The sequence below is a fragment of the Chryseobacterium sp. JK1 genome (genome assembly GCF_050632815.1).
Classification (GTDB): Bacteria; Bacteroidota; Bacteroidia; order Flavobacteriales; family Weeksellaceae; genus Chryseobacterium.
In genome coordinates this window covers 58931-73631 of the sequence record NZ_JBODRU010000007.1, presented here as the reverse complement: position 1 = coordinate 73631, position 14701 = coordinate 58931, and the positions used below count along the sequence as shown (strand labels likewise).

Annotated in this window: 15 protein-coding genes; 6 read left to right on the top strand and 9 right to left on the bottom strand. The window is 37.1% G+C overall.

Annotated elements, in window-relative coordinates; translation table 11 throughout:
- Positions 1-97: 97 nt before the first annotated feature.
- The 3 genes from ACQ76T_RS23460 to ACQ76T_RS23450 form a co-directional block, all read right to left on the bottom strand.
- Positions 98-1372: an acetyl-CoA hydrolase/transferase family protein gene (locus ACQ76T_RS23460; RefSeq protein ID WP_431345616.1), complete on the bottom strand. Its 1275-nt coding sequence runs from the start codon at positions 1370-1372 to the stop codon at positions 98-100.
- 221 nt (positions 1373-1593) lie between these two features.
- Positions 1594-3105, bottom strand: a complete 1512-nt coding sequence (locus ACQ76T_RS23455) for a succinate CoA transferase (protein ID WP_431345615.1) — start codon at positions 3103-3105, stop codon at positions 1594-1596.
- Positions 3106-3279: 174 nt separating this feature from the next.
- On the bottom strand, positions 3280-4431 hold the full coding sequence (locus tag ACQ76T_RS23450) for a homogentisate 1,2-dioxygenase (protein WP_431345614.1): 1152 nt from the start codon (positions 4429-4431) through the stop codon (positions 3280-3282).
- A 121-nt stretch (positions 4432-4552) separates the two neighbouring features.
- On the opposite strand from ACQ76T_RS23450, the gene ACQ76T_RS23445 reads away from it, so the two are divergent.
- Positions 4553-6622, top strand: coding sequence for a TonB-dependent receptor plug domain-containing protein (locus tag ACQ76T_RS23445; protein WP_431345613.1), 2070 nt, complete (start codon positions 4553-4555; stop codon positions 6620-6622).
- A gap of 92 nt (positions 6623-6714) precedes the next feature.
- A complete protein-coding gene (locus ACQ76T_RS23440) occupies positions 6715-7080 on the top strand; it encodes a thioredoxin fold domain-containing protein (RefSeq protein ID WP_431345612.1) in 366 nt (121 codons plus the stop codon).
- 175 nt (positions 7081-7255) lie between these two features.
- On the opposite strand, the gene ACQ76T_RS23435 is transcribed toward ACQ76T_RS23440, so the two are convergent.
- Both ACQ76T_RS23435 and ACQ76T_RS23430 read right to left on the bottom strand, forming a co-directional pair.
- On the bottom strand, positions 7256-7726 hold the full coding sequence (locus ACQ76T_RS23435; RefSeq protein ID WP_431345611.1) for a cupin domain-containing protein: 471 nt from the start codon (positions 7724-7726) through the stop codon (positions 7256-7258).
- A gap of 3 nt (positions 7727-7729) precedes the next feature.
- Positions 7730-8719: a quinone oxidoreductase family protein gene (locus ACQ76T_RS23430; RefSeq protein WP_431345610.1), complete on the bottom strand. Its 990-nt coding sequence runs from the start codon at positions 8717-8719 to the stop codon at positions 7730-7732.
- 90 nt (positions 8720-8809) lie between these two features.
- On the opposite strand from ACQ76T_RS23430, the gene ACQ76T_RS23425 reads away from it, so the two are divergent.
- On the top strand, positions 8810-9199 hold the full coding sequence (locus tag ACQ76T_RS23425; protein WP_431345609.1) for a winged helix-turn-helix transcriptional regulator: 390 nt from the start codon (positions 8810-8812) through the stop codon (positions 9197-9199).
- Between the two features lie 59 nt (positions 9200-9258).
- Here the strand turns inward: ACQ76T_RS23425 and ACQ76T_RS23420 are convergent, their stop codons facing one another.
- The 4 genes from ACQ76T_RS23420 to ACQ76T_RS23405 all read right to left on the bottom strand — a co-directional run bounded on the left by ACQ76T_RS23420 (position 9259) and on the right by ACQ76T_RS23405 (position 13101).
- Entirely contained in the window at positions 9259-10113 is an 855-nt protein-coding gene (locus tag ACQ76T_RS23420; RefSeq protein WP_431345608.1) for a glycine betaine ABC transporter substrate-binding protein, read from the bottom strand.
- A 1-nt stretch (position 10114) separates the two neighbouring features.
- A complete protein-coding gene (locus ACQ76T_RS23415) occupies positions 10115-10942 on the bottom strand; it encodes an ABC transporter permease (RefSeq protein WP_431345607.1) in 828 nt (275 codons plus the stop codon).
- A 1-nt stretch (position 10943) separates the two neighbouring features.
- A complete protein-coding gene (locus ACQ76T_RS23410; protein WP_431345606.1) occupies positions 10944-12194 on the bottom strand; it encodes a quaternary amine ABC transporter ATP-binding protein in 1251 nt (416 codons plus the stop codon).
- Between the two features lie 541 nt (positions 12195-12735).
- Positions 12736-13101 carry a DUF1304 domain-containing protein gene (locus ACQ76T_RS23405; RefSeq protein ID WP_431345605.1) on the bottom strand — a complete coding sequence of 122 codons (366 nt, stop codon included), beginning with the start codon at positions 13099-13101 and terminating at the stop codon, positions 12736-12738.
- 64 nt (positions 13102-13165) lie between these two features.
- On the opposite strand from ACQ76T_RS23405, the gene ACQ76T_RS23400 reads away from it, so the two are divergent.
- From ACQ76T_RS23400 to ACQ76T_RS23390, 3 genes are all read left to right on the top strand, one after another.
- Complete coding sequence (locus tag ACQ76T_RS23400) at positions 13166-13738, top strand: Crp/Fnr family transcriptional regulator (RefSeq protein WP_431345604.1); 573 nt, start codon at positions 13166-13168, stop codon at positions 13736-13738.
- 63 nt (positions 13739-13801) lie between these two features.
- Positions 13802-14239, top strand: a complete 438-nt coding sequence (locus tag ACQ76T_RS23395) for a DoxX family protein (protein ID WP_431345603.1) — start codon at positions 13802-13804, stop codon at positions 14237-14239.
- Positions 14240-14241: 2 nt separating this feature from the next.
- Positions 14242-14685 (top strand): carboxymuconolactone decarboxylase family protein, encoded by a 444-nt coding sequence (locus ACQ76T_RS23390; protein WP_431345602.1) that lies wholly within the window; start codon positions 14242-14244, stop codon positions 14683-14685.
- The last annotated feature ends 16 nt before the right edge of the window (positions 14686-14701 follow it).

Below are 14701 nucleotides of genomic sequence, written 5' to 3'. Positions count from 1 at the left end.
TACTGCCAAAATATTGACACATTTTTATGGTTTACTCATATGAATTAAAAAGTAGGTTTTAGATTTGAGTTAGTGAAAAAATATTATTACCTCATTATCAGTGCTTAAATCTTTCATAAGCTGCACGCTCCAGCATTTCTCTATCGTCAGGATGAGCAATACTGATGAGCTCCTGTGCTCTTTGGCGAAGATTTTTGCCATATAAATAAGCCGTTCCGTATTCGGTAACAACATAATGAATATGTCCCCTCGTAGTAACCACTCCGGCTCCCTGTTTAAGATAAGGTACAATTCTGGAGATTCCTTTTTTTGTTCTGGAAGTAATGGCAATAATAGGTTTTCCGTCTTCACCCAACGCAGCACCTCTCATAAAGTCCATCTGTCCGCCGATACCGCTATATTGAAGTGTTCCAATAGAGTCGGCACATACCTGTCCGGTAAGATCTATTTCTATGGCCGAGTTGATGGCTACCATTTTTTTGTTTTTCATGATGTTGATCGGAAAATTAACCTCACTTACATCCCTGAATGCAAACACAGTATTGTCATCTACATAATCATAAAGTTTTCTTGTCCCGAAGCAGAAGCTGGTAATGGTTTTATTGTCATTGTACCCTTTATATTTATTATTGATTACATCGTTTTGTATCAGATCGATTACTCCATCACTCAGCATTTCTGTATGAATACCCAGATCTTTATGATTGGTTAAGCATTTCAATACAGCATCGGGAATGGTTCCTATTCCCATTTGAAGGGTGGATCTGTCTTCAATAAGTTCGGCTACATTTTTTCCTACAAGCATTTCTTCAGGACCTACTTTTGAACCATAGTCTACAGTAGGAAGCTCTTCCTCATGCCACACCAGTTTATGGATTCTGCTGATGTGAATCATTCCGTCACCGTGGGTTCTCGGCATTCTGGGGTTTACGATTGCGACGACTATTTTGGCGGTGTCTACGGCAGATCTTGCAATGTCTACGGATGTTCCCAATGTACAGAAACCATGCTTGTCGGGTGGAGAAACCGTTATCAGTGCCACATCCAGTGGAAGAATATTTTTTCTGAATAAGATCGGAATTTCACTTAAAAATACAGGAACAAAATCACCTCTGTCTGAGTTGACGGCATCACGTACCGGAGTAGAAACAAACAATGAGTTGACAAAGAAATGATCTTTGTACTGAGGTTTGGCAATTTCAACATTTCCCTGTTGGGTAATAGAAACCATTTCTACATTTTCCAGGCGGTGGGACTGTCTTGCCAGTTCATCAATCAGGTAATTGGGAGTACAGGCACTTCCATGAAAAAATACACGGTTTCCGCTTTTTATCGTATATATCGCTTCTTCTGCGCTGATGTAATTCTGCATATTTTATCTTTTTTAAATAATAGTCATAATGGGTTTTGACCTAATCTTTTATCCTGTAAAATATCTCTGTTCTTTCAAAGATAGCCTTTATAATTTTATCTTATTCTAAATATTTGATGGTTTTGATGAGATTTTTATCATATTAATGAAAGAAGTATTGCATAAAAATAAAAGGACCCAATGCATTGTATTGGGTCCTTTTAAATATTTGTTGACAATTCTTAATTTTGAATATCTGTTGCTATAGCTTGTTTCATGCTTCCTGTCTCAGCAAAACGTAAATGCCAGCTGAATGACTCTTCCAGCAAGTGTGGAGTATGGCCTCCTCTTTCGCAAGCTCTGTCAAAATAAGATTGTAGTTCTTCTTTATAATCAGGGTGTACACAGTTGTCAATGATTTTCTGGGCTCTTTCTCTTGGTGCTAATCCTCGCAAGTCTGCCAATCCAACATCAGTTACCAGAATATCTACATCGTGTTCAGTATGATCTGTATGAGAAACCATTGGAAGAACGTGGGAAATATTGTTTCCTTTTGAAGCTGCCTGAGTTACAAAAATACTTAGGTAAGCATTTCTGGCAAAGTCTCCCGAACCTCCGATTCCGTTCATAATTTTGGATCCGCCGATGTGAGTAGAGTTTACATTTCCGTAGATATCAAATTCAATAGCTGTATTGATGGCAATAACTCCCAATCTTCTGATCAATCCCGGTGTGTTGGAAATATTTTGAGGTCTTAAAACGAATTTGTCTTTATATTTTGAAAGATTTCCCAATACTCTTTCATAACATTCCTGAGAAACAGTGATGGAAGATGCTGATGCAAAACTTAATTTTCCAGAATCAATCAGATCAAATGTACTGTCCTGAAGTACTTCGGAAAACATAGTGAGATCATAAAAATTGCTATCCTTAAATCCTGTAAGTACAGCATTAGCTACTTTACCAATACCTGCCTGAAGAGGAAGTAGTCTGTCTGTAAGACGTCCCAGAAGAACTTCATTTTCAAAGAAAGCAAGAAGGTGCTTGGCAATTGCTGTTGTTTTTTCGTCCGGTTCAGCAATGTCGGCAGGGCTGTCTTTGCGGTTGGTGAAAACAATGGCCTCAATTTTATCAGGATCTACAGGAATACTTTTTCTTCCGATTTTGTTCCATGGAGCCACAATAGGAATAACATTTCGGTAAGGATAATCTTCGGCCTGGTAAATATCATGGATTCCATAAACTTCTTCAGGAACTTCTGTATTGATTTCGATGATCACTTTTTTAGCCAAGGCAGCAAATGTTACGGAGTTGCCTACAGAAGTGGTAGGAACAATACTTCCGTCTCTTTCAATATAAGCTGCTTCTATAACTGCGACGTCTATACTTTGAAGATTTTTGGTGTGAAGAAGTTCGGCACTTTCACTCAAATGCTGATCGATGAAGAGAATTTCTCCGTTGTTGATCTTGTTTCGTAAGATGGGATCTACCTGAAATGGCATTCTTTTCTTTAAAACGTTTGCTTCGGCCAGTTTTCCGTCGGTACCATGGCCAAGGGAAGCTCCGGTCATTAAGGTGACTTTAAGGTCTTCTGTTTTTCCTCTTTCCGCCAGTGCAGGCAAAATTGCTTTGCTGTCACCCGCTTTTGTAAAGCCACTGGACCCAATGGTCATCCCATCTTTAATAATTTTTACAGCATTTTCTGCCGTGGTTACTTTTTGGTGTAGACTTTCTAATCTGATTCTTTCTAACATGTAATATTGATTTTTATTTAACCACCATTACTTAAGGCTTTGTTATGAAAAATAATGATGATTATAAATGTTAACCATTCCTTACAAATTTACGAAAAAAGACACTTTAAATAAAGGATTTAAAGTGTCTTTTGTATGTATTCAGTAGTACTTTTTTGAGATGAACTCAATAGACTATTCCAGCCATGAAGTTTTATAAGATGGATCTTCCACTTTTAAAGCCTCTTCTGTAATTTTTAAAGGACGGAAAGGATCTACCATTACGGCATATTCTTCTGTGAATTTTTTACCGATACTTCTTTCCATCGCGCCAGGGTGAGGTCCGTGTACAATTCCTCCCGGGTGAAGGGTAAAGTCCATCAGGTCAATATGATTACGGCTCATAAAATCACCTTCTGTATAGAACAATACTTCATCAGAATCGATATTGGAGTGGTTGTAAGGAGCAGGAATTGCCTGTGGATGATAGTCGTACATTCTTGCGCAGAATGAGCATACTACAAAGTTATGTCCTTCAAAATTCTGGTGAACCGGTGGCGGTTGGTGAATTCTTCCGGTAATCGGTTCGAAGTTTTTAATATTGAATTTATAAGGATAAAAGTATCCATCCCAACCCACTACGTCAAATGGATGTGTTGCGTAGATAAAATCTGTAATTTCGTTTTGTTTTTTTACTTTGATCAGAAATTCTCCTTTCTCATCTATAGGCTCTTTGAAAGTAGGAGCAATCATATCTCTTTCGCAGAATGGAGAATGTTCCAACATCTGCCCAAACTCATTTCTGTATCGTTTCGGAGTATAAATAGGAGAGTGGCTTTCCAGTACGAAGAAAACCGTGTCATCAGATTTCAGTTCTACCTGATAAATGGTTCCTCTTGGGATGATAAGATAGTCACCGGTTCCGAATTCAAGATCACCAACAAAGGTTTTCAAAATTCCGGTTCCGTTGTGAACATACAAAAGTTCATCACATTCAGCGTTTTTGTAGAAATAATCCATCGATTTTCTTGGCTTTGCCAGTCCCATTTTCAGGTCGTTGTTCATCAGAAGGATTTTACGGCTGTCCATAAAATCGTCTTCAGGAGTTACATTCATTCCCTTAAACATTCTTGGCGCAACGTTTTTCTCTACTGCAATTTTTGGAGTAACGTCTTTAGGTTCACCGATCGATTTGATCTGTGTAGGACGGTGAATATGGTATAGCAGTGAAGAAATTCCATGAAAGCCTTCGGTACCGAAAAGCTGTTCATAGTAAAATTTATCTTCCGGTGACTTAAAGATTGTATGTCTTTTTGGTGGGATATTTCCCGCTAGATGATATCTCATTTTACTTTGATATGTAGTTTCTCAAATTTAATCATTTTTCATGAATTGGCTCAATCAATATTTTTCAATAAGTTTTGTAATTAAAAAATAATTGTTAGATTTGTCTAACAATTTTAATTTCATGAAGCGAATATTATTTTCTATTACTTTTTTATCCTCATACTGTTTTGCTCAGGAGGCAGACAGTTTACGTTTATCTCCACAAAGAAATATAGATTCAGCGAAGGTTTCGAGCAAGGAGATCCAGACGAGCAATATTGAAGATGTTGTGGTTACCGGCACCATAAAACCGATGAGCAGGTCCAAAAGTCCTGTTGCCGTAGAAATTTACAGTCAGAAGTTTTTCCAGAAAAACCCAACTCCCAGTATTTTTGAAGCCATTGCGATGGTAAATGGAATAAAACCTCAGCTGAACTGTTCTGTCTGTAATACCGGAGATATTCACATCAACGGATTGGAAGGACCTTATACCATGATTCTGATTGACGGAATGCCAATTGTAAGTTCTTTGTCCACAGTGTATGGTTTGAGTGGGATTCCCAACAGTTTGGTAGACCGAATAGAGGTGGTAAAAGGCCCGGCTTCTTCTATTTATGGTTCTGAAGCGATGGGTGGGGTTATCAATATTATTACCAAAAATGCTCTGACAGCTCCTAAATTAAGTGTCGATCTGATGACAACGAGCTGGTTTGAAAATAATCTGGATCTTTCCACTAAATTCAATGTAGGGAAGAACGCAGCTTCACTATTAAGTTTAAATTATTTCAGTTTTCAGGAAAGAATAGATCAGAATAAAGATAATTTCACAGATACGACTTTACAAAGCCGAATTTCAATATTCAACAAATGGAATTTTAAACGAAAAAACAATAGACAGGCCAGTTTTGCAATGAGATATCTGTACGAGGATCGTTTTGGCGGTGAAATGCAGTGGAACAAATCTTTCCGCGGAAGCAATGAAGTATATGGTGAAAGTATTTATACCAACAGAGCTGAGATTTTCGGTTTGTATGAATGGCCTATGAAAGAACATATTGTGACTCAGTTTTCTTATAACTATCATGATCAGAATTCTTTTTACGGCACCAATCCTTTTAATGCACTGCAAAAAGTGGCTTTTGTACAAACGTATTGGGACAGAAGTTTTGGAAGTCATGACATCACTGCAGGACTTACTTTTAAAAGAACGTATTATGATGATAATACTCCCGGAACTCTGGCATCAGACGGGATCACCAATGCACCGATGAAATCACCAATTTTGGGGGCTTTTGTTCAGGATCAGTGGGAAATTAATGATAAGAACACTCTATTGCTGGGTTACCGATATGATTATGATAAAGTGCATCATTCTGTTCATTCCCCAAGGTTTGCCTGGAAGTTTTCTCCGAATCCTTATCATACTTTGCGATTCAATTTTGGAACAGGTTTCAGGGTGGTGAATTTATTTACAGAAGATCATGCTGCCCTTACAGGTTCCAGAGAGGTGGTGGTAAAAACAGACCTCAAGCCGGAAAGATCGGTGAACGGAAATCTTAATTATATCTGGAAAGTTCCTGTGGGAGGTCGTATGCTGAGTTTTGATGCTTCAGCATTTTATACCTATTTTAGTAATAAAATTGTAGGTGATTTTGATTCTGATCCTAATAAAATCATTTATGACAATCTCCATGGATACGGAATTTCAAGAGGAGCTTCTCTGAATGTAGATTTTACTTTTCAGTTTCCTTTGAGTGTCAATCTTGGGGTAACCTACCTGGATGTCTATCAGAAATTTGATAACGAAAATCAAAAAACACAACAACTGCATGCTCCCAAATGGAGTGGTACTTATAACCTGACTTATAAGTTTGCCAACAATCTGACGATAGATTTTACGGGACAGTTTTATGGACCTATGAGACTTCCTGTTTTACCTAACGATTATCGCCCGGAATATTCACCATTCTATTCTTTGGCTAATATTCAGTTTTCTAAAAGTTTCAAATCTGGGTTTGAAGTGTATTGCGGCGTGAAAAACTTATTCAACTTTACCCCTAAAGATCCTCTGATGAGACCTTTTGATCCTTTTGATAAGCATGTTGATGATCCCATCAATAATCCCAACCATTATACTTTTGATACAGCGTACGGGTATGCCCCAATGCAGCGTATCCGAGGGTTTTTGGGTGTAAAATATAATTTAAAATGAAAAAAATAGCTTTATTTTTAATGTTAGTGCCCTGTTTTTATCTGTCTCAGATGAAGACAGGCACTTTTTCTGAAATAGAGACTTTACAAAAAATGAGTCCAAGACCCGTTGTCATTCACCTTTATACCGATTGGTGTGCAGTCTGTAAGATTGAATCTTATCATATGAGTAAAGATAAAGAGCTTGTAAATTTGATGAATGATCATTTTTATTTCGTGAATTTTGAAGCGGAGAAAACAAAAGAGAAAATTCGTTTTCAGAATCGTGATTTTGAATATCTGCAGAATGGAAGCTCCGGAATTCATGAATTGGCTTTGGCTTTATCTAAAAATAAAAACCAGCCTGTGTATCCGTTATGGGTATTCCTTGATAAGCATCAGAATTTGGTGTATTATCAGGAAGGGCAGATGACATCTGAGAAAATGAAGCAGAAGCTGTTGGAAATTTCTGCTTTGTAAGGTGTGAGATTTAAATTTAGACAATTATATACAATTTCACATTAATCCTGCCATCTTATTATTATGACGCTGTCATTCTGAATGTAACGCAGTGAAATGAAGAATCTAAGCTTTACATGAGATTCTTCCTTCGTCAGAATGACAATGGTGTAAAATCCTATATAGCCGTGTAAATTTAAATCTCTGCATCGATCAACACCGCCAGCTGAATACAAGGTTCATCAGACCGGTTACTCCATGCATGATTGGTTCCTCTTTGGATAACGATATCACCAGGTTTCAAAAGGGTTTCACCTTCTTCCATGATGAGATAAAGTTCACCGGAAAGGATGATAATATAGTCAAGTGTCGGCGTTTTGTGCATCATGGGATGAGGTTCATTTTTTTTCCATTCTACCCCTAAATCTTTATCAGGAGGAACAACAACATATCGAAAGTACGTTCCGTTTTTGGGAGTTTGCGGAAATCCGGTATTGGGAATTTGCGTTTCAAAATCAAGGCTGACGGGCATTTTTTGAGTGTTCCAGATATCTGAAATGATAAGGCCCGGAAAATGTTCTACAGCATTTTCTACCTGTTGATCTTCTATAATAACGGATTTTCCGTTTTTCATGCCTGTAACGATTCGTCTTGGTATTTTGTTCATAAATTAATGTTTCATAATGAGTTTATGACCTTGGGTCTGATTATTTTTTAATAGAAAATGTGCTTTTAAAACGGTTTCCAGAGAAAGGTTACCAAGAGTTTTATACTGCGGGGGTGCAATAACTTTATTTTCGATGAGTTTTTTTATTTCTTTTAATCCGTTTTGATAGTAGTCATACTTTTTGATCATACTGTAAGCATAATTGGAAATATTCATGATGATGCTTCCCTTATTGAAAAGAAGTTCATGAGCATTCTGACTGACTAATGCCGTTACATCTACATAGGTTCCATTAATTGCTAAGACTTCGGCAATGACTTCCGACATAAAGTTTCCTACCAGATCAATTCCATATTCGAAAGGTCTGTCATCATTGGATTTTAGGATATTCTCAATAAGATTTTCTTCCTTATAATTGATAATTTGATGGTTTTTCAGTCCCATATTAAGGAGAGTTTGTTTGTTTTCTTCACTTCCAACAGTCGCTGTGATCTGAAGGATCCCCTGGGAGAGTAAAAGTTTGATCAGAAATGAACCAACTCCTCCGGATGCTCCTGTTACAAAAAGGGTATCTTCAGGTTTAAATTGCAGTCGTTTAAAGACCTGTAAAGAAGTTAATCCAACAGAAGGGATAGAAGCTGCCTGTTCAAAAGAAATATTTTTTGGTTTGAGTGACACAATGGTTTCGGGAACTGAAATATATTCTGCATATGTACCGTTGCTTCCCATGGAACCGCTGCCACAGTAGACTTCATCACCTATGTTGAATTGTGTAACTTCATTACCTTTATCAACAATAATTCCTGATAATTCTCTTCCTAATATCGGAGAACTGATTAATTTTCGTTCCAGTTCGTTTTCCAGCATCTGATAGTCGATGGGATTGAAACCGCTGGCTTTAATTTGAATTAAAACTTCATTGCTTTTGGGTAGTGGCTTTTCTACAAATCCGTCTTCCAGTGTTCCGTTTTTATTTAAAATAACTGCTTTCATATTGTTTTTTGTAAGGCAAATGTAAAGACAGAATAGTTTATATTTGCTACTAGTTAACTATTGGTAACTAGTTACCTTGATGAAACTATTATGGCAAAAATTATAGAAAACGGTATCGAAAGAGAAGCAAACTGTACTGAAGAATTGTTTGCAATGCGGGACAGTCTGGATGTTTTGGGTGGGAAATGGAAACTGATGATTCTGAGGTATTTAACCAACAGGCCAAATCAGATGATTCATTTTAAAAAGTTGGAAAGAAGTATTGAAGGAATTTCTGCTAAAATGCTGAGCAAAGAATTAAAAGAATTGGAAACCAATCTTCTCATCACAAGAACGATTCAGGATACAAAACCGATTACAGTAACGTACGCCGTGACGGAATATGGAAAATCTGTATTTCCGGTAACGGAAACATTGGTAAATTGGGGAATACTTCATCGGGAGAAAATTAAAGAATCGATGACTTCTTCTGATATATAGATAAAAAAATCCTCATACCCGTGTAGAGTTGAGGATTTTAAATACTACCAAATTCTTAATTAATTTTTACTTAGCCATGAGTGTATCAGCTCAGAGTGATCTTCTACCCATTCTTTGGCAGTGGCTTCTTTATTTTTACTCTGTTCCATTTTCATTAAAAGATCAGACATATTTTCATCATCAAAATGAAGTTTTGAAAAGAATTTTGCCAGCTCCGGATGATCTTTAGCAAAGCTTTTTCTGGAATAGGTTTTAATCTGCTCCGCTTCACCATAAATCTTTTTGGGATCTTCAAGAAACTTAAGTTTCATTTTACCAAACATCCAGTGAGGCTGCCATCCGGTTACTACAATCCATTGTTTCTGCTGGATAGCATTCTGTAATTCGGTGATCATGGCAATGGTTGAGGAGTTGATCTGTTGATAATCCAGTTTATAATCAATAATCGCTTTGTCTGTTCCGGTGGTTAATCCGGCTCCTTTTTCGATACCTATAATTCTATGACTGAACTGATCTTTATGCTGATTGAGCTCTTCAATGGAATTAATGCTAACATATTCCGGGACAACCAATCCAATACGGCCGTTGTCATAATTGGTTCCAAGATGAGTCAGTCCCGGAAATTTGGCCAGTTTTTTAGCGTGGGTGTAAGGAAGCCAGACTCCCATGAAAAGGTCTGTGTCTTCATTATTCATCGAAGCCAGAATCATATCGGTAGAGGCTTTTTGAATAATAACATGGTATCCTTCTTTATCCAGAATGGCTTTAGCAACATGTGTCATCGCTACATCTTCCGCCCAGCCATCTACCATTCCTATGGTAATGTATTTTGAGTTTTTTATGTTTTCACACGAATGTAATGCTGTAAATATCAACATTAAAATGGGTAAAAACAGATATTTTGCTTGTTTCATTTTATTGTTTTTTCTTTACAAATCCCTGGGTAATACGATCGAGGATAATGGCTAAGATCACTACAGATAAACCACTTTCAAATCCTAATCCGATATCCAGATTATTAATTCCTTCCAGTACTTTCTCTCCTAAACCACCTGCCGCAATCATTCCTGCAATAACAACCATGGATAATGATAATAGTATGGTTTGGTTGATTCCCGTTAAAATCGTTTTCATCGCTAAAGGAAGCTCTACTTTGAACAAAATCTGACGGTTGGTCGCTCCGAAAGCTCTGGCTGCTTCTACAATATCCTTCGGAACGGCTTCAATTCCCAACGTCGTTAATCGAACAGCCGGGGGCATCGCAAAAATAATGGTTGCAAAAGCTCCGGGTACTTTACCGATACTGAAAAACAGTACAGCCGGAATCAGGTAGACAAATGCGGGCATGGTCTGCATCAAATCCAGTAAAGGACGAATGATTTTGTCTGCTACTTTACTTTTTGCCGCTAAAATACCCAGAGGTATAGAAAGAATAAGGGCGGTAATGGTAGAAACAAAGATAAGCGCCAAGGTTTCCATGGTTTCTTTCCATAGTCCCATTAAAAATATTAAACTTAGTCCGGCTGCTGTTACCACAGCAATTCCTTTTCCGGCTTTCCATAATGCCAGAAGTGTAAAAAAGAGAATGATTACATAAAAAGGTGTGTTTGTTAAAACCCATTCAATCCCCATGATGGAGGAGTTTCCCAGATGTTTTATGACATCAAATACAGGCTTTCCGTTTTGTGTGAGCCAATTGATTGCAGTTTCTACATATTGGCCTATATCTATAGTTTTATTCATCTTATTGATTGTTTGCGATTTCTTTTAATTCTATGATCTCTTCTTCGTTAAACTTGGTGGCTTCTATGATGAGCGATAATTGGGTGATAAGACCTAAGAATTTATTGTGTTCATCTACCACGGCAATGGAGGATTTATTTTCAGAAATCAGCGGTAACATTTCTTCTACAGTTACTTCAGGATAAACTGAAGGGACATTGCTGTTGATAATGGATTCCACCGTGGGTTCTTTCATTTTGGCAATACGGACCACATCGTTAAGCTTTACAAAGCCCAGAAATTTATTCTGAAAATCCACAACAGGTAAGTTTTCAAGACCAGTAGTTCTCATTTTTCTTAAAGCACCCTCAGGACCGTCTTTTTTGAAACGTACTACTGTAGCCTTATCAAACATTAAAGATCTTGCAGTGATAATTGTTTTACGGTCTACCTTCTCTACGAATGCTTTCACATAGTCGCTGGCGGGATTGGTTAGAATATCTTCGGCAGTTCCTATTTGCTCTATGACCCCGTCTTTCATAATGACAATACGGTCTCCGATTTTAATGGCTTCATCCAAATCGTGGGTAATAAAGACAATAGTTTTTTGTAATGTATTCTGCAGTTCAAGCATCTGGTCCTGCATTTCAGATTTTATCAGAGGATCCAGTGCAGAGAAAGCCTCATCCATAAGCAATACTTCCGGATCGTTGGCCAAAGCTCTGGCCAATCCTACTCTCTGCTGCATTCCTCCAGAAAGTTGGGATGGGTATTGATTTTCAAAACCAGTTAATCCTACAATATCCAATGCTTTCTGTGCTTTTTGATCACGGGATGCTTTATCTTCTCCTCTGATTTCCAACCCGAAACCAGCATTATCTAAAATAGTATGATGCGGAAGTAATCCAAATTTCTGGAATACCATGCTCATTTCTGTTCTTCTTACTTCCAGCAGCTCTTTGTTGTTTTTACCGGTAATATCATCGTCATTGATGTATACTTTTCCGGAAGTGGGTTCATTCAGCCTGTTAAGACAACGCAATAGGGTAGATTTTCCGCTTCCCGACAGTCCCATAATCACAAAGAATTCTCCTTCATAGATTTCAAAACTGGCTTTGTTGATTCCTATGGTACAGCCTGTTTTTTCAAGAATTTCCTTTTTGGAAAAACCTTTATCCAGAAGTTCCTGCGCTTTTTCTTTGTTTTTACCAAAGATGATGGTCAGGTCTTCCACTTTAAGTTTTACTTTTCGAGTGTTTTCATTTTTTTCCATATTCAGAATTTTTTAATTAATAATTTGATATAAAAAATTGTACACCAATTCATTATATCCATTTTATTTTAGTTGTTCTGCTGATGACGATAGGATAAAATAATTTGCTAAGCCTTTATTGATAAAAGCTTTCAACAAAAAATAACAGTATAAAGACCTGTTGGCCTTATGTTTATTTTAAATATTTCAATAGATTATACTCTAGAAAAAGAGTGTATCATGTAAAAAGAAACTCATCTTTTACATAGATTCTACAATTAAATTACTGATGAGGTAATTACAGATATGTGTACTGAACAACTTGAATGGCTACATTTAATCAAAATGCTTGCCAGCATCAAAAAACTGGGTATCAATTTTTTATGGCGTTGCAAATTTACGAATTTTATATTAAATGAATTTTAAGCTGCGTAAAGTATTGATTTCCAGTGTTGTTTTGAGTGTTTGGTTTCATGGTGATTTTTTCCCCTATCATTAATGGTAAGGGAGGGGTGATCTTATCGTTATTTAAGAGATATTTTTCCGAAAGTACCCGATGAGGTTACTTCAATAAAACGGCAATAATAGCAAGGATAGCAGGTAAAGCCTGAACGAAAAATATTTTTTTAGTGGCAGAAACAGCACCGTAAATTCCGGCAACAGCAACGCATCCTAAAAAGAATAAAGCCACATTGGTCTGCCATTGCGGATCTTTGATAAGGAATGACCAGATGAGCCCGGCAGCCAGAAAACCATTATATAATCCCTGGTTGGCAGCTAAACCTTTGGTAGGTTTAAACATTTCTGCAGGTAGAGCCGCTTTGAAAACTTCTTTTCCTTTGGTTTCCCAGGCGAACATCTCCATCCATAGAATGTAAAGGTGTTCTAGTGCAACAACAGCGATCAGAATTTTAGCAACGATTTCCATGATTCAATATTTTCTCTTTGTAAAACTAAAAAAATAAAGTTAAGTTTGAGTATTAATTCTTAAGATGGATCCATTCAAAATACATTTAAATAAATTTATTACGGTTACTGACGACGAATACAATTCTATCATTTCTTTTTTTCAGGTTATAGAGGTAAAAAAGAAGCATACCCTGATGCTTGAAGGAGAAATTTGCAGAAATATGTATTTTGTGAATAAAGGCTGTCTGAGAAAGTTTTTTATCAACGAAAAAGGAGTAGAGCAAACTACGGAATTCGCCATTGAAAACTGGTGGATTACGGATACTTTTGCCTATGAAAGACAAATTCAAACCGATTTTTCTATTCAGGCGGTAGAACATTCATCTATTTTGGTCATTGATATGGAACGCCAGGAAGAACTCCTACAGAAACACCCGGTTATGGAACGTTATTTCAGAATGATCTACCAACGCGCCTATGCTGCTGCAGAACGCAGGATTCGTTATTTGTATGAAATGTCCAGAGAAGAGCTTTATATGCACTTCAGTACTTTATATCCCTGGTTTATTCAGCGGATTCCTCAGTATTTAATTGCTTCTTTCCTTAATCTTACTCCAGAATATCTTAGCGAAATACGAGCAAAATTACGTTCTTAAACCAGTTTAAGATTTTTACGAATCAGAAATCGGAACTTTGTCATGTAATTAAAAGCCAATACAATGACAGAGACACCTAATCCATTTCCGCAGTTATTTTTAAGACTGACCCTTTCCGTAACTATGCTTTCTGCTGTGGCAGACCGATTCGGATGGTGGAACAAAGAAAGTTCAGCTTGGGGGAATATGGCCAACTTTAAAATATATACCAGACAGTTGACATCTTTCCTTCCGGAAGCTTTGAGTACATTTTCTGCATATTCAGCAACTTTTTTCGAAATACTATTTCCTTTGATGCTTATTTTAGGTTTTAAAACCAGGATTGCAGCTTACGGGAGCAGTATTCTATTATTGATTTTTGCTTTATCCATGACGATTTCTCTGGGAGCAAAAGCACCTTTGGATTATTCTGTCTGGGTAGGAAGTGCAGGAGCTCTCATGTTGGCTGTACAAAAACAGTATTCTTTTAGTATCGATCAATTAACCCAAAAAAAAATATAATAATGAGCGCAAGATTAAATATTGCAACAGTAGATGCAGCCGCTTACAAAGCGATGTTAGGATTGGAAGGATATCTTCAGACGATTTCTTTGAGCCATATTCAGAAAGAATTAATTAAAATCCGTGCTTCCCAGATCAATAAATGTGCTTTCTGTCTTGATATGCATACAAAAGATGCCATCAAATACGGAGAAAATCCTCAAAGAATCTTTATTCTGAATGGATGGACAGAAGCCAAAGAATTTTTCACTGAGGAAGAGCAGGTGCTATTGGCAATGACGGAAGAAATTACATTAATCAGTGACAAAGGGCTTACGGAAGAAAAGTATCAGAAAGCGAAGTCATTTTTTGATGATAACCAGATCGCTCAGATCATCATGGCTATTATTACAATCAATGCCTGGAACAGAATTGCAGTAAGTACTCATCTTCCGATTTCAAAATAGTAGAATCAGGAAGTGG

Coding starts and splice junctions, on each gene's coding strand:
- ACQ76T_RS23400 (WP_431345604.1), top strand. CDS start 13,166: ATGGATCCATTCAAAATACATTTAAATAAATTTATTACGGTTACTGAC.
- ACQ76T_RS23450 (WP_431345614.1), bottom strand. CDS start 4,431: ATGAGATATCATCTAGCGGGAAATATCCCACCAAAAAGACATACAATC.
- ACQ76T_RS23405 (WP_431345605.1), bottom strand. CDS start 13,101: ATGGAAATCGTTGCTAAAATTCTGATCGCTGTTGTTGCACTAGAACAC.
- ACQ76T_RS23455 (WP_431345615.1), bottom strand. CDS start 3,105: ATGTTAGAAAGAATCAGATTAGAAAGTCTACACCAAAAAGTAACCACG.
- ACQ76T_RS23445 (WP_431345613.1), top strand. CDS start 4,553: ATGAAGCGAATATTATTTTCTATTACTTTTTTATCCTCATACTGTTTT.
- ACQ76T_RS23415 (WP_431345607.1), bottom strand. CDS start 10,942: ATGAATAAAACTATAGATATAGGCCAATATGTAGAAACTGCAATCAAT.
- ACQ76T_RS23460 (WP_431345616.1), bottom strand. CDS start 1,372: ATGCAGAATTACATCAGCGCAGAAGAAGCGATATATACGATAAAAAGC.
- ACQ76T_RS23395 (WP_431345603.1), top strand. CDS start 13,802: ATGACAGAGACACCTAATCCATTTCCGCAGTTATTTTTAAGACTGACC.
- ACQ76T_RS23435 (WP_431345611.1), bottom strand. CDS start 7,726: ATGAACAAAATACCAAGACGAATCGTTACAGGCATGAAAAACGGAAAA.
- ACQ76T_RS23410 (WP_431345606.1), bottom strand. CDS start 12,194: ATGGAAAAAAATGAAAACACTCGAAAAGTAAAACTTAAAGTGGAAGAC.
- ACQ76T_RS23440 (WP_431345612.1), top strand. CDS start 6,715: ATGAGTCCAAGACCCGTTGTCATTCACCTTTATACCGATTGGTGTGCA.
- ACQ76T_RS23430 (WP_431345610.1), bottom strand. CDS start 8,719: ATGAAAGCAGTTATTTTAAATAAAAACGGAACACTGGAAGACGGATTT.
- ACQ76T_RS23420 (WP_431345608.1), bottom strand. CDS start 10,113: ATGAAACAAGCAAAATATCTGTTTTTACCCATTTTAATGTTGATATTT.
- ACQ76T_RS23390 (WP_431345602.1), top strand. CDS start 14,242: ATGAGCGCAAGATTAAATATTGCAACAGTAGATGCAGCCGCTTACAAA.
- ACQ76T_RS23425 (WP_431345609.1), top strand. CDS start 8,810: ATGGCAAAAATTATAGAAAACGGTATCGAAAGAGAAGCAAACTGTACT.